This is a genomic window from uncultured Microscilla sp. (genome assembly GCF_947493425.1).
Lineage (GTDB): Bacteria > Bacteroidota > Bacteroidia > Cytophagales > Microscillaceae > Microscilla.
The window spans coordinates 1-20,363 of sequence record NZ_CANLRP010000117.1; the positions used below are offsets into that span (position 1 = coordinate 1).

General features: G+C 40.8%; 19 protein-coding genes. 4 read left to right on the top strand and 15 right to left on the bottom strand.

Features of this window, described 5'->3' with window-relative positions; genetic code table 11:
- Positions 1–332: 332 nt before the first annotated feature.
- Positions 333–2,465, top strand: coding sequence for a 7TM diverse intracellular signaling domain-containing protein (locus Q0954_RS23505; RefSeq protein WP_299461067.1), 2,133 nt, complete (start codon positions 333–335; stop codon positions 2,463–2,465).
- Positions 2,466–2,853: 388 nt separating this feature from the next.
- On the opposite strand, the gene Q0954_RS23510 is transcribed toward Q0954_RS23505, so the two are convergent.
- Positions 2,854–3,114 carry a hypothetical protein gene (locus Q0954_RS23510; RefSeq protein ID WP_299461069.1) on the bottom strand — a complete coding sequence of 87 codons (261 nt, stop codon included), beginning with the start codon at positions 3,112–3,114 and terminating at the stop codon, positions 2,854–2,856.
- Positions 3,115–3,718: 604 nt separating this feature from the next.
- Positions 3,719–5,203 (bottom strand): hypothetical protein, encoded by a 1,485-nt coding sequence (locus tag Q0954_RS23515; RefSeq protein ID WP_299461071.1) that lies wholly within the window; start codon positions 5,201–5,203, stop codon positions 3,719–3,721.
- Positions 5,204–5,274: 71 nt separating this feature from the next.
- Between Q0954_RS23515 and Q0954_RS23520 the strand changes: the two genes are divergently transcribed.
- Together Q0954_RS23520 and Q0954_RS23525 are read left to right on the top strand one after the other, a co-directional pair.
- Positions 5,275–5,403, top strand: coding sequence for a hypothetical protein (locus Q0954_RS23520; RefSeq protein WP_299461073.1), 129 nt, complete (start codon positions 5,275–5,277; stop codon positions 5,401–5,403).
- A gap of 54 nt (positions 5,404–5,457) precedes the next feature.
- On the top strand, positions 5,458–5,625 hold the full coding sequence (locus Q0954_RS23525) for a hypothetical protein (RefSeq protein WP_299461075.1): 168 nt from the start codon (positions 5,458–5,460) through the stop codon (positions 5,623–5,625).
- Positions 5,626–5,752: 127 nt separating this feature from the next.
- Here the strand turns inward: Q0954_RS23525 and Q0954_RS23530 are convergent, their stop codons facing one another.
- The 7 genes from Q0954_RS23530 to Q0954_RS23560 all read right to left on the bottom strand — a co-directional run bounded on the left by Q0954_RS23530 (position 5,753) and on the right by Q0954_RS23560 (position 10,114).
- Positions 5,753–5,929 (bottom strand): hypothetical protein, encoded by a 177-nt coding sequence (locus Q0954_RS23530; RefSeq protein ID WP_299461077.1) that lies wholly within the window; start codon positions 5,927–5,929, stop codon positions 5,753–5,755.
- A gap of 94 nt (positions 5,930–6,023) precedes the next feature.
- Positions 6,024–6,500 (bottom strand): hypothetical protein, encoded by a 477-nt coding sequence (locus Q0954_RS23535; RefSeq protein ID WP_299461079.1) that lies wholly within the window; start codon positions 6,498–6,500, stop codon positions 6,024–6,026.
- Positions 6,501–6,540: 40 nt separating this feature from the next.
- Positions 6,541–7,032 carry a hypothetical protein gene (locus tag Q0954_RS23540; protein WP_299461081.1) on the bottom strand — a complete coding sequence of 164 codons (492 nt, stop codon included), beginning with the start codon at positions 7,030–7,032 and terminating at the stop codon, positions 6,541–6,543.
- Positions 7,033–7,079: 47 nt separating this feature from the next.
- Complete coding sequence (locus Q0954_RS23545) at positions 7,080–7,550, bottom strand: hypothetical protein (protein WP_299461083.1); 471 nt, start codon at positions 7,548–7,550, stop codon at positions 7,080–7,082.
- Positions 7,551–7,597: 47 nt separating this feature from the next.
- A complete protein-coding gene (locus Q0954_RS23550; RefSeq protein WP_299461086.1) occupies positions 7,598–8,023 on the bottom strand; it encodes a hypothetical protein in 426 nt (141 codons plus the stop codon).
- 62 nt (positions 8,024–8,085) lie between these two features.
- The gene (locus Q0954_RS23555) at positions 8,086–8,955 is read right to left on the bottom strand and encodes a hypothetical protein (protein WP_299461088.1); all 870 of its coding nucleotides are present in this window, start codon (positions 8,953–8,955) and stop codon (positions 8,086–8,088) included.
- 616 nt (positions 8,956–9,571) lie between these two features.
- Entirely contained in the window at positions 9,572–10,114 is a 543-nt protein-coding gene (locus Q0954_RS23560) for a DUF2911 domain-containing protein (protein WP_299461090.1), read from the bottom strand.
- 693 nt (positions 10,115–10,807) lie between these two features.
- Here Q0954_RS23560 and Q0954_RS23565 point away from each other — a divergent pair.
- On the top strand, positions 10,808–13,210 hold the full coding sequence (locus Q0954_RS23565; RefSeq protein ID WP_299461092.1) for an endonuclease MutS2: 2,403 nt from the start codon (positions 10,808–10,810) through the stop codon (positions 13,208–13,210).
- A 157-nt stretch (positions 13,211–13,367) separates the two neighbouring features.
- Here the strand turns inward: Q0954_RS23565 and Q0954_RS23570 are convergent, their stop codons facing one another.
- The 6 genes from Q0954_RS23570 to Q0954_RS23595 form a co-directional block, all read right to left on the bottom strand.
- Positions 13,368–14,264, bottom strand: a complete 897-nt coding sequence (locus Q0954_RS23570) for a hypothetical protein (protein WP_299461094.1) — start codon at positions 14,262–14,264, stop codon at positions 13,368–13,370.
- Between the two features lie 260 nt (positions 14,265–14,524).
- Positions 14,525–15,142, bottom strand: coding sequence for an ABC transporter ATP-binding protein (locus Q0954_RS23575; RefSeq protein WP_299461096.1), 618 nt, complete (start codon positions 15,140–15,142; stop codon positions 14,525–14,527).
- A 17-nt stretch (positions 15,143–15,159) separates the two neighbouring features.
- Positions 15,160–15,939 carry an acyl-ACP--UDP-N-acetylglucosamine O-acyltransferase gene (gene lpxA / locus Q0954_RS23580; RefSeq protein ID WP_299461098.1) on the bottom strand — a complete coding sequence of 260 codons (780 nt, stop codon included), beginning with the start codon at positions 15,937–15,939 and terminating at the stop codon, positions 15,160–15,162.
- Positions 15,929–17,323: a bifunctional UDP-3-O-[3-hydroxymyristoyl] N-acetylglucosamine deacetylase/3-hydroxyacyl-ACP dehydratase gene (locus Q0954_RS23585; RefSeq protein WP_002697787.1), complete on the bottom strand. Its 1,395-nt coding sequence runs from the start codon at positions 17,321–17,323 to the stop codon at positions 15,929–15,931. Before Q0954_RS23585 ends, lpxA begins: the two co-directional genes overlap by 11 nt.
- 2 nt (positions 17,324–17,325) lie before the next feature.
- Positions 17,326–18,450 carry a UDP-3-O-(3-hydroxymyristoyl)glucosamine N-acyltransferase gene (lpxD, locus tag Q0954_RS23590; protein ID WP_299461102.1) on the bottom strand — a complete coding sequence of 375 codons (1,125 nt, stop codon included), beginning with the start codon at positions 18,448–18,450 and terminating at the stop codon, positions 17,326–17,328.
- Positions 18,451–18,511: 61 nt separating this feature from the next.
- Complete coding sequence (locus Q0954_RS23595; RefSeq protein WP_299461104.1) at positions 18,512–19,735, bottom strand: HD domain-containing protein; 1,224 nt, start codon at positions 19,733–19,735, stop codon at positions 18,512–18,514.
- Positions 19,736–20,363 lie beyond the last annotated feature (628 nt).

A 20,363-nucleotide genomic window follows, 5' to 3' on the forward strand; every position in this document is an offset into this window, starting at 1 on the left:
ATTATTTAAGGTAATAGCGGTTGCTCATGAAAAATGGAACCAAAACTTCCAACCCTGAAAAACCGTCGGGTAGAGTACCTTGGTTGTCAACACATAAATAAGCCTATGATGCTATAATATTTAAAACTTTGGTTAATTTTGCGCAAAAAAACATTTGCCTGACTCTATTTTTAAGCTGATAAACCACTTGAGTCTGGCTATTTTTTTGTGTGTAGATAATACCATTCTTCTTAATTTTTACTATGCGCTATGACAAAAATTTCATACAACTAAAACCAGTGAGTCAGGCTACCTGTACTTTGTTGACAACTGCTTATACGATACGCAAAGCAATGAAGCAGAGCTTCTTATTATTACTCTTGTTTATTTCCTGTGCTACACAGGCACAGCCCAGGCTTTCGTTGAACCCTGCCCAAAACCAATATGCTTTGAGCAAACACATCGGAATATTTGCCGATAGTGCGGGCACTTACTCGTTACAAGACCTACTTGCGGGCAAAGCCCACTTTAGCACCAACACCCACCCCCAGCCCAATTTTGGCTTAACCAATACTACTTACTGGGTCAGGGTCAATTTATACAATCCAGACAACAAGCCTGTTCAGTGGATCATAGAAAACGGTTATCCTATTACTCATTACATCGACTTATTTGTGGTTGATCAAAACACGCAAGTGATATTCAAAGCAAAAGGAGGCTCAAAATACCCCTTTAAACAGCGACTGGTAAAATACAGAAAAAATGTTTTCCCGACCCTCATACCTGCCCACACCCAATACACCTACTTTTTTCGCTTACAATCTCAAACCTCTATGCAAATACTGCTTACTGCCTGGCAACCCGTAGCGTTTGCCGAAAACACCAACAATGAACTTTATTTTTGGGGAGGGTATGTAGGCATTATACTAGCCGTTATTTTGTACAATATGTTTGTGGCAATGAGCCTCAAAAGCATCAGTTATGCTTATTATATTGTATATGTGGGCTGTTTTGGGCTTATTCAATTGTCGTTGCAGGGCTTGGCTTACCAATACCTCTGGCCTAACGCTGTGTGGTGGACCAACCATTGCATGCCTTTTTTGATGTTGGTGTCTACCTTTGCCAGCGTAGCTTTTACACAAGGCTTTTTGCTTACTCATGAGTCACGTGTAAAGTGGTTGCACAAAACCCTGAATATAGCCAAATACGCCAACCTTGGTTTTGTGGTCATTTTGTTTCCGCCTTACCAGATAGCACTCAAAATAAGTGCATTGATTTCGGTCATCAGCCTGATACTCATGCTTGCCGCTGGGGTAATCAGGTTGCTCGAAAACTATAGGCCTGCCCGGTACTTTTGTATTGCCTGGTTTACCTTTGTGTTGGGTGCCATTATACTCATACTCAAAAACTTTGGGGTGTTGCCTACCAATTTCTTTACCAGCCATACTGCCGCCATTGGTTCGGCTTTAGAGGCTATTTTACTCTCGGTAGCCCTTGCCGATAAGCTAAAAGTGCTTACTCAGGAACGAGACGAAGCACACCGGGAAACCCTCAAGGTACAAAAACAAATCAATGAAGACCTGGAAGATAAGGTAAGGCTAAGAACCCGTGAAATTGCCGAGAAAAACGCCGAATTAATCACTCAAAACGAAGAAATTACCGCGCAACGGGATTTGCTAGACGAACAAAAAACTGCCATTGAAGATCAACATGTACAAATTACCTCCAGCATCAATTATGCACAAAAAATACAACAGGCAATGCTGCCGGATATTCAGGAAATTAAAGAAAACTTTGCCGATTGTTTTGTGTTGTACAAACCCAGAGACACGGTAAGTGGTGATTTTTATTGGTTTACCCGTGTAGAAACTCATCAAAGCCAGTCGTTGCTTATTCTGGCGGCGGCCGATTGTACCGGGCATGGGGTGCCAGGTGGGTTTATGAGTATGATAGGCAATGAGCTGTTAACCGAAATTGTGTACCAGCGCAAGGAGTACCAACCCGACCTTATTCTTCAGGAGCTCGACTTGGGCATTCGCCGGGTACTCAAACAAAAAGAAACGGGTAACCGGGATGGAATGGACTTAACGATTGTAACCATTGACCCACAAGCCCAAGTCATGCAGTTTAGCGGGGCAAAAAACCCTTTGGTATATGTGCAAAATAACGAGGTGCATGTAGTCAAAGGTGACAAAATACCTGTAGGTGGTGCCCGGCTCAAAAAAGAGCACCACTACACCTGCCACACCATCGACATAGCCTCGCCCACCACGCTTTATATGTACTCAGACGGTTACCAAGACCAATTTGGTGGAGCAGAAGGCAGGAAATTTATGTCACGACGCTTTAGGGAGTTGCTGTACTCTATACACCAAAAGCCTATGCCTCAACAACAACAAATACTCGAACAACAGCTTGCCGACTGGCAACAAAACCATTACAAACAAGTAGACGATATTTTGATTACAGGGGTAAGAATTGGCTAGTGCATTGGGGATTAAATAAATATATTATTTATTCGAGGGTATTTTGTTTGCTGACGCACTTCAAAAAGTGCGCATAGCCAAAGCTACGTAAACTTTTTGAAGTAAAGTAAGCGGGCTAAAGACTCCGAGTAATATGATAGGAATTTAGTACCCAATGCACTAGTACCTTAAACACTAAATACCTAACCCATTAGCTAAAGTAGAGCTCAGCACAGTAGAACTGTAGCCTCGATTATTTCGGCGATTTTTGAAGTTCGTCAAAAAACAAAACTCATCCCAAATAATAGGAGTTTAAGCCCCTAAATGCCAATACATATCGGTATCTAAGGACTTGCGACTTGTCGCTAAAAGCTTGCCCCTATAGTAGCTCCCGACTACTAACTATCGTCTAAAAACGACTATTAATCAACTCCTGAATCGCTATTTGAGTACGCACCTGGTCGTAAGGAGTGAGCCTTTCACCGTTGCGGAGTTTTTCTATTACCTCGTCGCAGGTGGCGCGCAAGTGAGCCAGTTTGGCTTCGCGCGCCTGCACAACCTCGTCGATAGGCAACAATACCGGAGGCAATTCTACTTTGTTTTTTTTGCCTGTATTTTTGCGCTTGCCTGGCAACAAGCGTTTTTTGAGTTTGTCTAAGATTTTTTTCATTTATTTGTGTTTTTATATTGTTTGATGTTTTTCTTCTATCGACTACCGTCTGCTGACTCCCGGCTAAAAAGCTAAAGGGCAACCAAAAGCCACCCTTTAAGCCCTACTTAATGCAACAGTATACACACTACTGTATACTGATAAACTTAGAGGTATCAAAGGCGTTGCAACCACCTTCTCTGGTCTTTATAAAAATTAATCACACCTATTTTCATTGGTAGTTTATAATCGTTGTTAGCCTTGTTACCCACCAGGCATAGTTAAGAAGGCAGCCAGTAGCCGCCCCTTAAGCTTTATCCCTGTGATGTGTTACAACCACTCAACTAACACTACATGCTTTGTGTGTATGCCAAACCCTTTGTTTGACAAAAATCAGGAGGCAAAAGCCCCCCGATTTATTCCCCGATTCGGCGATGCTTATTGCAGATATACGAGGAAAACATTGACACAAAAGTAAAGTCCGCCAATACACCAAACAAGGTATTTTAACGGACTTACACGAATGTTTTCTTTTTGTATACTTGGGTTACCCAGCCCAATGACTGGGGTAAAAAGGTGGGATAACTATCTGAGGCGCAACGGGTAAGCTGGGGAATTAGGGGGGCTATCTGGTGGGTTGTTTTACCCAAAATTTCAAAGCAACTTTTTTTTGGTGTTGTGCCTTAAAATCGGTCACAAACTGAAAAAGCGAGTCTATGTGGGCTTCTTCGGCGAGTTTTTTTGCGTGGTATTTTACCTTGTCGCGGTTGGTGCCCAAAAGCGCCGCCAACTCAGCAAAGCTCTTGCCCCTATACATCAACGTGGCAAGCTGGGTTTCGTTGGTGCTCAACTGACGCCCCAACTTTTGGCGCAAGGTTTTGATCAAGGCTTTTTCGTTTTGCAACTGGCGTTGTTCGGGTAGCAGGCGTTGTTGCCACCCCCTTATAAACCAAGCCAACAACAACAACACCGCCCCCAAACCCAAATACAAGGGCAACCTGGTGCCATACCAACGTTGGGCGCGTGCCTGGGCAAGCTGGGCAGCCAGTGCTTGAGCCCGGCGTTGGTCTTGGGTGGCCAGATGCTGGCTATAGTTGGCATACCACGCCTGGGCTGCTTCCAGCTTGGCGGCGTACTTGTCGTGTAGGGCAGTGGGCAAAGCAGCAGCTTGCAATATATCGCGGTAGAGCCTGATGTGTTTTTTGTTGAGGGCACGTTTGTCTATCAGGTGGGTTTTGGCTTGCATGGCAGCACTCATGAGCGAGTCGAGCCGTTTAAAGTCGGCTTGGGCTACCTGGGCGTTTTGGCTGGCCCACTGCCACAAGGCACGGGCTTGCGCCACAAACAGGGCAGGTTCGGCTTGGCGGCAACATATTTCTTCGGCGCGCTGCAGCCAGGGCAAGGCCTTATCGGGGCGGCGGTCAAAACTCAAATACTTGGCAAGGGTGGCGTAGTGGTAGGCTTGCTCGTCGGTGGGGGCATTGGTGGGTAGGCGGGTGATGATCTGGTGCTGGTAATAAGCCGCCGAATCGTATACTCTAAACCTAAAAAACGCCTGGGCAAGGCTTTCGTAAATGCCTCCTACCCGCTCAGGGGCATACTTTTGGCGCAACCCCAGGGCTTGCCGCAAAACAGGCAACGCACTTTCTTTTTTTTCTTCCAAAAGAATTCCACTTAATATATCATAAGCATAACTCAAGTCAATAAATTGCTTGTGACGCTGTAAAAAATCAATGTTTTGTTGAGTAACTTTTTTGGTTTGAATATAATTGCCTGAGTTAAAGTAATGAGTAGCAATACGTATATTTACCTTGATATATGCATTAGAATCTGGCGCGTGCTTTTGGGCTTGTCTAAGGCTATTAATAGCCAATGTATAAGAACATAATTTACCCGCAGCATAAGCCAATAAGGTATAAGTATTGTATTTTTCTTTAGAGCTATGGGCAAGTTTAAGGGCTTGCTGGCTATGGTATAGGCTAGAGTCAGGTTGAGTAATGGCTAGGTCATACGCCCTTTGGTAAAGGTTGTGGTACTGGTTGCTTTGAGAGTATGCTCCTGGGTTAGTAAGTAAGAGCATGGTGCACGCCAGACAAAGTAATTGCTTCATAATTTAGATTCTAATAGTTAAATTGCCGTTGCTTATTGCTAAGATATACTGCAAATTTAAAAATAGTAACGATGAAAAAAACAAAAAAGAAGCAAAGCCTTGATTCGGCAAGGTTAACCCCCGCAGAAATGGCCCAAATATACGGGGGATGCTGTGGTGATAAAGAAGAACCACCACCACCACCACCTGTTACAGTATAATAAATGATGTTTGCCCAGATAGTAGAAGGAAATTGAACTAAAAAAATAGTAACGATGAAAAAAACAAAAAGGAAGCAAAGCCTTGATTCGGCAAGGTTAACCCCCGCAGAAATGGCAAAAATATACGGTGGTTGCTGTGGTGGTACCCCAGTATCGCCTTCACCACCGCCTGCTATGGCACAGCGAGCAGCAATGTTTGTATTTATTACCAAAAGAAGTTAGCATTTACTTTATTAGTTTAACCTTACTGGTTTAAGTCTTCAGACTTCATACCTAAGAATAGAGGCAAGGTTTTAACTTGCTTGTGAACGAAAATTAAAAACTTTCTCCTATTTCAAGGCTTAACAACTTAAGCCAGTGAGGATATAAAGCCTTGTGACATAGTTTTGCCCCCGTGCAACACGGTAGTAAACCCCTGCGGCACAAACAATATTTGGCGTGACATAGGTATAAAGCCTTGCGACATAGTTTTTTCCCCGTGCAACACAGTAGCAAACCCTTGCAACACAAATAATATTTGGCACAAGCCTATTTTCCTTCTCTAGTGTAAGTGCCTTTGGTATCTCAAGAACAACAAAAAAGCCCCACCCAAGGCGTGCTTGAGTGGGGCTTACACTTAACTACTCTATCAGCTTGAGTATTTTGCGGCGGTATTTTTTGGGGTGTTTTACAGGATGTATTCCATACGACTTAGACAAAGGCCATTTTGCATAATAAAAGTATTTAACGCCTTGCAGATTTTCTCCCCAAATATATTCTTTATCAAAGGGTTTATAGTCGACCATGAAATGATAGCTTATATTTTGTTTTATATACAAACTATGGTAAAATCTTATTAAATATTTCTTATGTCTAAAAATAACACTCCCTTTTTGTCCTTCTTCAAAATTGGGTATAAAAAAACTATTATTCTTAACTACAGGTTTTATTACCGTAGTTTTGAGCGAGTCTTGCAGCACGATATAAATCTTAAAATCGTCTTTGAGGACTACCTTTTTACCGTCTTTAAAAAAACTTACTGACACTTTATGGCGTTGCCCAAAGGCACTACCCGCCAGGCACAAAACCAGGCAGGTAGTGAAGAGTATTTTTTGCATTTGATTTTATTTTTATAAAATACTTGAGCGAAACTGTGGGTTACTTGATGAGCTTCATTATTTGCAGGTTATTCCTTTTTATATTAGGTACAAAAATGGTCTCAACTATGCCATCATCTTTAATGTATGGCTTTAAATAATGGATACGCTGAATTTTATTTAGCTTATGTTGTTTTATATCTTTACGGTGCTCTTTAGTAAATGGCTTTTGATCTATTCCAAAACGATAAGACATTGAACCTTTAAAATGAACATCTCTTTCAAAATCAAGTAAATACCCTTTATACTGAAATACAATAACCCTTCTGTCATATTTTTCACAAATAGGCATCACAAAACCATTATTCTTTATCACGGGCTTTATAACCGTAGTTTTGAGCGAGTCTTGCAGCACGATATAAATCTTAAAATCGTCTTTGAGGACTACCTTTTTACCGTCTTTAAAAAAACTTACTGACACTTTATGGCGTTGCCCAAAGGCACTACCCGCCAGGCACAAAACCAAGCAGGTAGTAATGAGTATTTTTTGCACGTGATTTTATTTAATTTTCACAAAATGTTTGACAAACCAGCCTTTAGCTACTCTATCAGCTGGAGTATTTTGCGACGGTATTTTTTGGGGTGTTTTATTTCTCCTACTATGCATGAGTTAGTAAACTCAAGATAATACAGGTATTTTATTCCTTTAAGCCTTTTCTCCCTAACGTGTTCTTTGTTAAAGGGATGGTAGTCTACTCCAAAGTTAAAGTACTCGTTTTGGTCTGAATACAACTGAGTTGTAAACCACATCAAATATTTTTTATGACGAAAAATTATCGTTCCCCTTTGCCCTTTTTCAAACCGAGGGTTGATAAAACTATTGTTTTTGATCACAGGCTTTATAATGGTAGCTTTGAGCGAATCTTCCAACACCAAATAAATCTTAAAGTCATCGTGTAGCTGTACCTTTTTGCCGTCTTTGGTAAAGCTAACCGTTCTTATGTATGGCTGCCCAAAGGCACTACCTGCCAGGCACAAAGCCAGGCAGGTAGTGAAGAGTATTTTTTTCATCTTACTTTATTTAATTTTCACAAAATGTTTGACAAACCAGCCTTTAGCTACTCTATCAGCTGGAGTATTTTGCGGCGGTATTTTTTGGGGTGTTTAACAAGGCGTATTCCCAACGATTCAGAATAAGGCCAAGCTACATAGTCAATGTACTTTACTCCTTTGAGATTTTTGTTTCTCGTAAACCTTTTGTTAAAAGGCTTGTAATCTATTCCAAAATCATAAGCAATGTCCTGTTTCATATCAACCCTTTGGGTAAAGCCTATCAAGTATTTTCTATACTTAAACACAAGCATTCCCTTTTGCCCTTCTTTAAAATTGGGTATAAAAAAACTATTATTCTTAATCACAGGTTTTATTACCGTAGTTTTGAGCGAATCTTGCAATACTATATAAATCTTAAAATCGTCTTGCAATTTGATTTCTTTACCATCTTTAAAAAAACTTACCAGTCCTTTGGGACTTTGTGCATACATAAGATTTGAAACAAATAATATCCCGCATATTACTATGAATGCCTTTTTCATTGTTGAGTCATTTATTTAATTTTCACAAAATGTTTAAGCGGCATGGTAGCCACTACCCCATTACCATTGTAAATATACACGGTTTTGTTACCTGCCCCCAATACATAGCTATTGCCTGTTACATGGTAAGGGTTGGCGTCTTTGTCGGGGTTGGCGCGTCGTTGGGCGTTGGGTATGTCGCCTTCGTTTTTTGCTTTGTTATGGGAAGGAAATTGCTCAAACTCATGTTGTATACCATTTTCATCCACAGCTGTGCCTTTAGGGTGCACATGGTAAGTGCCATGAATGGTTTTAAGGTTATCGGTTGAGGTTTCTCCACTAAATACATCTACACTAGCCTTTACTCCAGGACCAGGTACAGCATACTCTCCAGGCAACGCCTCTACTATATTCTCGTTGCCGTCATTATCAAGCCCAAACATCCCCCCTTCTTCGTGAAAGCCCCCCTTTTTATCGCCTACGGTGGTATTGGGTTGGTTAGAACGTTTGACCGCCTCTAGCATTGCCTGGCGCACCGCATAGCTGGGCAGCACCACCGCCGAGCGTACCTCGCTTAAGGGGGTACAAGCCCCGTGCTTGTGGGCATCTTTTATTGCCTTGCGTTCTTTTTTGTTGGTTACCAGGTATACAGTGTCGTTGGCTTGGTCGTGGCTGCCCAGGTACTTACCCTTGCGGCTGTAGTAGCCCCCGGTAGTGCTTTTTGGGGTGGGGGCGAGCGTTGCCAGGTGAGCAAACTGTTTGTTGCGCGCTGCACTCCTATCTATATTGCGGTGCTTGGCAGGTACAGGTGTCATCTTACTTTTGTAAGGGCTGCCAGAATATTGCCTGGTAGATGAGTAGGGGATGTTGTTGTGTTGGTTGTTTTTTTTAGGTGTATGCATTGTTTGCTTGGCTTAGGAATGGTGTAAAAATAAAGTTCTATAGTTTAACAAAATATTTTGTTGGCAGAAGAGGCAAAAAAACGCGTCATAGCAGCGCTACGGCAAGTTTTTTTAACGAATTCTGTCAGCGAAAGATGACGTTAAAAATGTAAATTTATTTTGGTACTATTCCTTAGGTGATGTGCCAGTTTTTGGGTGAAACAAAATATTTTAAATTATGCACACAAAGGTAAAAGGGTTTCCCCCAACAATACAAGCCCACTACCCGCATGTTTACTTTTTGTATACTTTATTCCCCAGCATTTGCCACAAGTTTTACTGGGGCAAAACAATGGCATAAGTCATTAATTATCAGTACATTGCCTGGGTAAACTACAGGTAGGTTTTCAAGAAGGGTTTTACCCAGAAAAAACTTGGTTGGAGTTTTGAGTTTACTTGGGTTGCCCTTCTACAACGCTGTTTTGAGGTGGTTGCAAATAGTTACAAGCAGATAATTTAGCCAAGGGGCAGAGGCAAATAAAGCCCACCCCAAGCTGCCTTTATGCCATAAAAAAAGCCCGCCCTTTCAGGCAAGCCTTTTTATTGTTCAATAAACTAGAGTCAAAAATATTTACATTTAAAAACTCATAGGTACGCGTACCCTGGTTTTGTCCCAGCCCAATACCATAGTCAGGTCTTTATCGTTGCCACCAAAACGGATAGAAAAATTTTCGAGGCTTTTCTTTGCATCATTTTTAGCTGGTACTTCTATACGTGCCACATCGTTGGCTTCTTTGTAACCAGATGTCCCCCACTGATCATAATCTTTGTTCAAAATAATGGTCCATTTGTCTTTGCCTGGCACCGTAAACAAAGCATAAGTACCTGCTTTTATAGCTTTACCGCCAAATTTTACATCTTGGGCAAATCTGATTTCGGTGGCTTCGTTGGCACCAGTACGCCACAGCTTGTCATACTTGACAATGCCACCAAAGATGTCACGCCCTTTTTTGTAAGGGCGGCTATAAATTACTTTTACTTTTTTGGCACCACGACGAGGATAAGCCATGTCTAAGGGGCTTTTGTCTAAGCCACGCATCTTTTTCTGGGCACTTGCTATATCGGCCGCAAAAACTACAGCTACCAGGGTAAGCATGGATAGAATGTATTTTAATTTCATAAGTTTATAAGGGTTATGTTTACAATGAACTTGTTTAAGGTTTTGGCATTGAGAGCAAAATGAGTAATTTTTCACATAGACGAGGCGTGGAAGGCGGAGTTTAGCCTAGCTAAATGAGCATTTTCACAACGAAGTATATGGGTAAAAGAACCATTTTGAATTATTTGAAAAAACCTTAAACAAGTTCTATAATTAATGCCCAAAAGTAAGGGCTAAGTTCAAAAAGAAGCAGTACCCCATCAAGTTTAACAGATTTTTCACTTTATATCAGTACTCCCTTACCTAAAATCAAACCCTTCTCTTGATTATTCAATCAAAAAAAGTGTATATTTGCAGCCCTTACAATACCATTTATATTTTTACAACCTATATAAAATAAGGAGCTGAGATGCTGTACTTACTTTTCTTTAAACATAATTGAGGCTTATAGCCTTCTTCTTATAAATCTACACTCACCTTTTGCGCGCACAAATAGCCCAAAATGGTATAAATGGTTACGTCCTTATAATTTTACTAATTGACTTTTTGCCTTGACAAGCACCTTGTGTCAATTGTGCCATGCGGGTAATTTTGTCTATCCACCTGATGCACGTCAGGGCTACGGTTTTTACAAAACCTCAACAAGTAAACAACAACAGAACCTTTTAGCAAAAGCTAAACAGGGATTGAAAAAATATTTAATTTCATAGAAGAATGGTTTATCCTAAAAATTTAGAAGAAAAATTAGGATTTGATAAAATCAGAGAACTTTTAAAAGCAGCTTGTGTCAGTACATTGGGGCAGAGCTATGTCGATAAAATCAAGTTCTCCACTAAATTTGATTTGGTAGAAAAGTTGGTCAAACAAACGGCTGAATTTAAAGATGTATTGGTGCAAGAAGAGGGTTTCCCTCGCCAAAACTATATAGATACCCACGATTACCTTTCAAAGGCTGCTCTGGAAGGAGCTTTTTTGTCAGAAAGAGAGTTTTTCGAACTCAAAATATCGTTGGTGACCATCCGTGAATGCCTTCAGTTTTTTGCCAACAAAGAAGAACAAGCCTACCCTTACCTGATAGAGCTGAGCCAATCGGTAGAGCTAGATCGCAACCTGATCAAACGCATTGATGAAGTTGTTGACGACCGGGGCAAGGTACGCGATACGGCTTCGCCTGAGCTCAACAACATTCGGCGCCGTATTATTGTAGAACAAAGCAATTTACGCCGTCGTTTGGACGAGATTTTGAGTTCGGCAAAAAAAGATGGCCTGGTAAAAGAAGATGCTTCACTCACTTTACGCGAAGGCAGAATGGTGATTCCGGTCAAGGCAGAAAACAAACGGAGAATCAAAGGCTTTGTGCACGACCAATCGTCTACCGGGCAAACCGTGTATTTAGAACCTGCCGAAATATTTGATACCAACAACGAAATACGTGAGCTTGAATACCGCGAACGCGATGAAGTTGTCCGTATTTTGATGGAACTCACCAACGAGGTGCGCCCCCATATTGGAGTGCTGCGCCGGGCATACAACTACCTGGGTATGATTGATTTTATCAGGGCTAAAGCACGCTTTGCGCTTGATACCCAATCGGTACTGCCTACCATGCTACAGCAACCCATTGTAGATTGGACTGATGCGCGTCACCCTTTGTTGTATTTGAGCTTTAAACAACAGGGCAAACAGGTAGTGCCTTTGACTTTGTTGCTCAATCAGGAGCAAAAGATATTGGTAGTGTCAGGACCTAATGCTGGGGGTAAATCGGTTTCGCTCAAAACTGTAGGTTTATTGCAATACATGTTTCAGTCGGGTTTGCTCGTACCTATGTACGAAAACTCCCGCATTGGTTTTTTTCGCGATGTTTTTATTGATATTGGCGACGAACAATCATTGGAAAACGATTTGAGTACCTATAGTTCTCACTTGACCAACATGAAGCATTTTTTGCGGCATGCCGACGAGCGTTCATTGTTTCTAATTGATGAGTTTGGTACAGGAACAGAGCCTTCATTGGGGGCGGCTATTGCCGAGGCAATTCTCGAAAAGCTCGACCAATCTCAGGCAAGTGGGGTCATTACTACTCATTATACCAACCTGAAATTTTATGCCGAAAATGCCCCTCGTATCATCAATGGAGCCATGCGTTTTGACGTTGAAAACCTGGAGCCTTTGTATATGTTGGAAATGGGCAAACCAGGTAGTTCGTTTGCTTTTGAAATTGCCCGCAAGATAGGGTTGCCCCGTGAGGTAATTCAACGGGCTCAGAAAAAAGCCGGACGCAAACAAGTGGATTTTGATAAGGTATTGCGTGACCTGGAGATTGAGAAAAAGGATTTTGAAACCAAAAACCAACAATTGACCCAACGCAATGAGTTGCTTGAAAAAACTACCACGCATTACAAATCTTTGAAAGAGCACCTGGACAATGAGCGTAAAAAGATCATGAACCAGGCTAAAGAAGAAGCCAAACGTTTGGTACAACAAGCCAATCAACGCATAGAAGAAACCATTCGCCAAATAAGAGAAAACAAGGCGGAAAAACAAGCTACTAAAGAGCTTCGCAAAGACCTGGACAGCTACAAGGAGGAGTTTAAACCCGAAGCAGTAGCAGAGCCAGTACCTGAAGATGAAGTAATAAAAGTAGTAGGTGGCAAGATTGAAGTGGGCAGCCTGGTACGTATCAAAGGGCAAAATACTATAGGTGAGGTAGTTGAGGTCAAGGGCAAAGATGTGCACATGAGAATTGGCGACCTGAAGTCGAAAGTAAAGCTCAATCGTTTGGAGAAAATCACCCGCAAGGAGTTTAGAAAACAAACTAAAGAGGTGAGCCCTTCAAAAATTAAAGGCTTGGATTTGACCGAAAAAATGGCACATTTCAATAGTCGTTTAGACCTGCGGGGCAAACGTGGTGATGAAGCACTCAAAATAGTAGAAGTATTTATTGACGATGCCATACTGGTGGGTACCCAAGAAGTACAAATAGTACATGGCAAAGGAGATGGTATTTTACGCAGTCTGATTCGTCAACGCCTGAAGCATTTCAAAGAAATTGAAAGCATAAGCGATGGGCATGCCGACCGAGGCGGAGACGGGATAAGTGTGGTAAGGTTGAAGTAATTAATAGTAACAAGCCATTAGCTTCAAGCAACAAGTAAGCGTAAGTTTTTACTAACCAATCACAATCACTTGAATGAAGTAGTTATTATTATAACCAAAAAAGCTGCCCATGGGCAGCTTTTTTTATTTTATATATTTTTTTGAACATAAGCAAAACTTATTGCTGGGCAACCATTCTTAGCTCAGTGTTTACATCCAGTTCGGTGATTATGATATCTACTTTGGTAGAGCTAGTACCCTTTAAATTCAGGTTAGTAGCACTCAAGGTCGAAATTGCCAACTCTACAGTGCGCGACTCAGTAGTACCAATTTTAGGATATATCAGCGTAAGCATGGTGGGGTTGGCAGCATCGTTGATAGACCAGGTAACCGGGGCAGGTACTCCGGTAATGGTTACCGTATTTAAACCTAAAGCATTGGTTCCAAACTTCATGGTTTGTGCTGTCACATCTGTATTAGTTTTGATACCATTGGCATAAATGCCTTCACCTTTCCAGGTAACGGCAGTCAAGAAGTTGTTGGTGGCAGGAGGAGCCGCAGTTCCGGTTTTGTTAAAACGTAGCTCTGCACCAGCTGGCAATGGAATTCCAAATATATTCACGCTTTTACCACTTTCGCCAAAAATCACCAAATCAGTATCACTCAAAGTAATCTTCAAATCGGTAGTAGGAGCAGTTAATAACTCTGTTACAATTTTTTCAATAGAGGTACCCGCTTCCAAAATCTTACTTGCACTAGGAATTTTCATTGATAATAGCGTTCCATCGGCGTTTACCTTCCATTGGGTAGTAAGAGGAGTAGATGTTTTCTCATTAATAATAATGGTATTGTCCACATTGGTTACCGATCCGTTGCCATCTTTGAACTCAAGAGTAAGTCCTATGTTTTGTAAAGGAGTAGAGGCTCCTGAAGCATAAATACCTGTAGATTTCCACGGGCTTGCTACCAGCTTAGCTTCTTGCACTTGCTCTGGTGTTGGGTTATTTTCATCCTTTTTTTTACACGATACCATCGCGAAAATTGCCAAAAGTAATAGTAGACTATATTTCTTCATAGTTTTGTAAAATTGTGAGAATTTAATAGTTAGTTGTTATACGGGATTCTATACTTGAAGTTATTGTATTTTACCCTCTAACAACAATTAATATTATTTGATTTTGATAACTAAAATATTCTGCTGATTTTAAGTGATTTTTACCAGATACCAACTAGTTTGGTGCAGACAAAAACACTCACAGAACAGCAACTAATATACGCAGAACGATCTTAATTTGTCTCGTTGAACACAAATAAAAAGTAACTAAAGAAAAGCAACTATTTAAAAGAAGTGATGTCGATAACCTCATCGCAAAATTCATATTCATACGCTTGGTTAGAACATAAGATCAACAAGCGATCCTGGGTGTTTTTTTCTATTTCCTGGTGATACCAGTCAATGCCCTGATTATCGAGATTTGAGGTGGGTTCATCAAGCAAAATAATCTCGGTACCCGTGTAAAACGCCAACCCCAACTTGAGGCGTTGTTTCATACCTGAAGAAAAATGCTTAATCATTTTATGCCTTGCCTTTCCCAATTTCATAATATCCATAAACTCATCCAACGATAAGTCGTTTTTTAGAGGCTTAAACCTACTATGAAACTTGACCAGTTCTAATAAGGTAAACTCTTCGATGAGCTCGAGGTAGGGTGCAGCAATAGATAAGTGGCGATAGATATGCTCTACCGAAATAGTTTGTTGCTGTTGCTTAAAGGTAACTTCACCATTGGTGGGGGCAGCTACCCCTGCCAAAATCTGAAGTAAAGTAGATTTTCCACTGCCATTGGGTCCAACTACAGTGTAAGAGTGGGGGGATTGAAAGCGCAAGTTTAAGTTTCTAAAAATCCAATCTCTTTGAAATTTCTTGCTAAGATTCTCTGCTATAATTTCCATTCACTCCCCCACCATTTTTATTGGATTCCTTTCATGATGCCACGATCAGAATTTTGAATAAACTTAATTATTTCTTCTCGATCAGGCGATTCAGGGATTTGTTCTTTTACCAAATTCAACGCTTTGGTAGTGTTGAGCCCGCTCTGAAAAATAATACGATAAGTATCTTGAATGGCGTTGATTCGAGCTTTGGTAAAACCTCTTCTTTCGAGCCCAATAGAGTTAACTCCAACATAGCTCAAAGGCTCGCGGGCGGCGGTTACAAAAGGAGGCACATCTTTGCGTACAAGCGACCCACCTGATACCATGACATGGGAACCAATTTTTGAAAACTGGTGCACTGCACTGTTACCCGATACAATGGCATGGTACCCTATTTCTACGTGTCCGGCTACCTGTACCGAATTAGAAAGGATGCAATTGTCACCAATAAAACAATCGTGAGCAATATGCACATATGCCATAATCAAGCAATTTTTGCCTATTTGGGTCTTGTCGGCATATTTAGTCCCACGATTAATCGTGACACACTCTCTAATAATAGTGTTATCGCCTACAATTGCCAGAGAGTCTTCCCCTTCAAATTTCAAATCCTGCGGAATGTTACTGATGACTGCACCAGGGTGAACTTTGCAGTTTTTCCCAATGCGGGCTCCTGACATAATTACAGCATTGGCACCAATCCAGGTTCCGTCTCCTATTTCCACGTCATCGTAGATGGAAACGAAAGGTTCTATAACTACATTTTCCCCAATTTTAGCATTTGGGTGAATATAAGATAGTGAATTATTTTTCATTTTTCTTTACAATACTTGCCGATAGTTGAGCTTCACAAACTAATTCACCTGCTACAAAGGCTTGTCCATGCATTGTAGCGATTCCACGTCTGATAGGGTATTTTAATTCGCATTTGAAAATAATAGTATCCCCTGGAACCACCATTTTCTTGAAACGACATTTATCTATAGAGATGATATAAGCACGGTAATCGTCAGGGTTGGGTAAGGTACGCAACACCAAAATACCGCCAGTTTGTGCCATAGCTTCTATTTGTAATACGCCTGGCATGACTGGTTCGCCAGGAAAATGCCCTGTGAAGAAGGGTTCGTTGACTGTTACATTTTTGATACCAGCCACCGTTTTATCATCAAGGTGATAAATTTTATCTATAAGGGCAAAAGGGTAGCGATGAGGTAAAATATTGAGGATTCCTTGTATATCCATCAAAGCGGGGAGCTTAGGATCATATTCAGGAATGCTGTTTTTAGCCTCTTTCATATGTTTTTTAAGCTTTTTGGCAAAAGCTACATTGGCCGCATGACCAGGGCGGGCTGCCAGTATTTGCCCTTTGATAGGACGACCAGCCAAGGCAAGGTCACCCACTAAATCGAGTAGTTTATGGCGGGCAGGTTCATTTTTAAAACGTAACTCTACGTTGTTCAATATTCCTTCTTTTCGTACCTCTACCTTAGGTTGATTAAATATTTCTTTCAAGTGGTCTAACTCCGAGCTATCAATCATCCTGTCTACAATCACAATGGCATTTTTGACATTACCACCTTGTATCAGGTTTTGCTTGTAGAGCATTTCTAGCTCATGCAAAAAGCAAAAAGTACGGCAAGCAGCTATTTCACTGGGAAAATCTTTGATATTATTCAAAGTAGCATGTTGGCTCCCCAATACTGGCGAGTTATAATCTACCATTACCGTCAAACGATAGTCGTTTAGTGGAAATGCCCCAATTTCTATGTTATTGGCGGTGTCCCGGTAATAAATATTTTCATTTATTTCAAAGTAATTACGTAGCGCGTTTTGCTCCTCTACGCCCGCTTCTTGCAACGCTTCCACAAACTGAATAGAACTTCCATCCATAATAGGAGGTTCAGGTCCATCAAGTTGTATCAATACGTTGTCTATTTCTAAACCTACCAAAGCTGCCAAGGTATGCTCTACCGTATTTACCCTTGCTCCACTTTGCTCAATTGTAGTTCCTCTTGATAAATCCACTACATTGTCCACGTCCGCATCTACAATAGGAGAACCCTCCAGGTCGGTGCGTTGGAACTTGATTCCATGGTTAGGTTTAGCAGGCAAAAACGTCATGTTTGCTGGTACGCCAGTATGCAACCCAACTCCTGAGACGGTTACTGTTTTTTTTATGGTTTGTTGCTTAATATTCATAATTAAGAGGAAAGCATATTTAGAATTTTTTCTTCTAGTTCTTTTACTGTTTTCTTGAGGTTGTCAAGTTCTGAGCTTACTTCTGGGCTTATCCCATTTTTCTCAAGCTGATTAACTCTTTTTTGCAAATCGGGAAGCTTTCGGAACACCACAGACGACTTCATAAATCCGTTGTAGTCAAAAGCTGGATAACCTTGAATCTTGGTTCCTTTCTTCTTAATACTGCTATTAATACCCGACTGTGCCCCTACCTGGGTATTGTCAGGAATGATGATATGCCCGGCAAGCCCTACCTGGCCACCAATGGCGCAGTTTTTACCAATTTTAGAAGAACCCGATATACCTGCCTGAGCAGCCACTACAGTATTTTCTCCTATCTCTACATTATGCCCTATCTGAATCAGGTTATCAAGTTTGGCACCTTGCCTTATCACAGTACTACCCGACCTTAGTGTGGCACGGTCAATGGTAGTATTAGAGCCTACACTTACGTAATCTTCTACAACGACATTGCCCAGCTGAGGAATGGTTCTGTAAGAGCCGTCTTGTTGAGGAGCAAAACCAAAACCATCGCTACCTATCACAGCCCCCGCATGAATGGTGCAAGCTTTACCTATAACGGCATTGTCGTATACTTTGGCTCCTGCATACAATATGGTTTCGTCACCTATTTGTACATTATCGCCTATGTAGCTATGTGGATATATTTTTACATTTTTGCCAATCTTGCAGTTTTTGCCAATGTAGGCAAAGGCTCCAATGTAGATGTTGTCACAATCGGTCACGCCTTCTGTTCCAATAAAACAAGGCGACTCTACCCCTCTTTTATTGAGCTTCACCATTTTATCGTATTGTTCGAGCAAGGTAGTAAAAGCAGAGTAGGGGTCTTTTACTTTAATGAGAGTAGCATTGACTTCTTTTTTGGGGGAGAAATCTTCATTTACGATGACAGCATCTGCAGACGTAGTATAAATAAAGTTTTCGTATTTTTCGTTGGCCAAAAACGAAATAAATCCTGAGCCAGGGGGTTGTTTATCAATTTCTATCACATCATGAATTTCAAGGGATTCATTTCCTTGAACTTCACCACCAACAACAATAGCGATTTGTTTTATTGTGAACTTCATCAAAAGCCAAATATAAATTTATCTAAATGAATTCTACATTTTAAAATGTATTTCTAATGTTTTAGCATCTCGCCCAACAAACATAATATTTTTTTACAATCTTACGCAAAGCTTTAATATTTGGCAAATCAGAGGCTTGAGCTATGTCAGCCACTTTACCCTGTTTGGTAATAATGTTTATATTATCACCTTTACTCAGATAAGCTTCGTTTGCAGTAGAACCTTTTACTACAAAGTATTTTGCTTGTTTATTGGAAATTTGATAATGTTTTGCGATTGCCTCCCGCCTCTTGTCAATAGCTGCGGAATCATATTTTTCGGACGACAAAGTTACTTGAAATAATTTTCTGTCCAATAACATTCTACTAATTGTTGATAATACCTTGTCCTTGCAAGTAGACCACTGCTTGACAGATGACCAAATATCAATGTCATCAAGGTTGGCAAAAGCCTGCAAAAGCGCTGGCTGTTTTCTAAACTCGTTGATCCCAACAGAATTTTGCAAAAGTAGTAATAAATTGGGGGAGGCAATTACTTTTTTACCTTTTTGTATCAAGTGCTTGATTCGGCTCACCAACTGTACCAACATTTGTTCTGCACTGATATTGGTTTTATGCAAATATACCTGCCAATACATCAAACGGCGTGCTGTCAAGAAGTTCTCAATGCTATAAATGCCTTTTTCTTCTACCACCAACTCATCCTCATGCACATTGAGCATTTTAATGATCCGGTCTGCCCCAATGGTTCCCTCCGATACTCCCGTAAAAAAACAATCTCGCTGAAGATAATCCAGTCGATCAACATCTAACTGACTGGAAACCAATTGATGAAAGAACTTTCGAGGATAAGTATCCTTAAAAATACTCACTGCCATCTCTAAGGCTCCGCCAAACTCTTTATTTAATTGCTCCATAAAAAGCAACGAAATCTGCTCATGAGAAGTACTGGTTAGTATATGTTCTAAACCGTGCGACATGGGACCATGCCCAATATCATGCAAAAGAATGGCAATTTGGGAAGCTTCAAGCTCCTGATTAGATATTTCGTGCCCTTTGTTACGCAAGTTATCAAGTGCTAAACCCATCAAATGCATAGCGCCCAACGCATGATGAAACCGGGTGTGTAAGGCTCCTGGGTATACATAGCCTGACAAACCCAACTGCTGGATTCGTCGTAATCGCTGGAAAAAAGGGTGCTCAATCAAGTCAAAAACAAGGTCAGAAGGTATCTTAACAAAACCATATACCGGGTCGTTGATTATCTTTTTTTTATTCAAAAGCATGCAGAGATTTAAAAATGTGAATACAATGAAATTGTTAAGGTTTTGAAAAGAAAATCTTAACAATTTCGTCGGTTGAAATGTATGAAAGGTAGCTTGGCACTTAAAAGCCCTGACAAGGTTCTAGGGACTAGGTGCAAGGTTCTAGGTATACCTTGTTCCCTAAGTAGCTACACTTTTTCTATCACGTTGATTTTTAGCAACTTATAAAAAGCGTAGTTAAAAGCCCCGACAGGGGACAAGCTTCAAGCGACAAGTCGCAAGTCGCAAGTCCTTAGATACCGATGAATATCGGTGCTACCCCCTGTTCCACAGGTATCTACACCTTTGTATTACACTGATTCTCAGTCGTTTACAAAAAGCGTAGTTAAAAGCACCACGTAGTTCCGATCTTGACAAACAATGGGCATGGTAAGCAAACGCTGATCAATTTTTGAAATTCAAGTGCAATTATAAAACCACCTAAAATTAATCCAGCATACTTACTGCCCATAGCATTAGCCAACAACCTTAACATCTACAAATGTAGGACTATTTCTAATAATTTGTAATAAGGCAGGTGTTCTTCTTGTCATTCTTAAACAATATATGCTTGTTGCAACATACCAGTACAACAAAACTCAAGTAATCT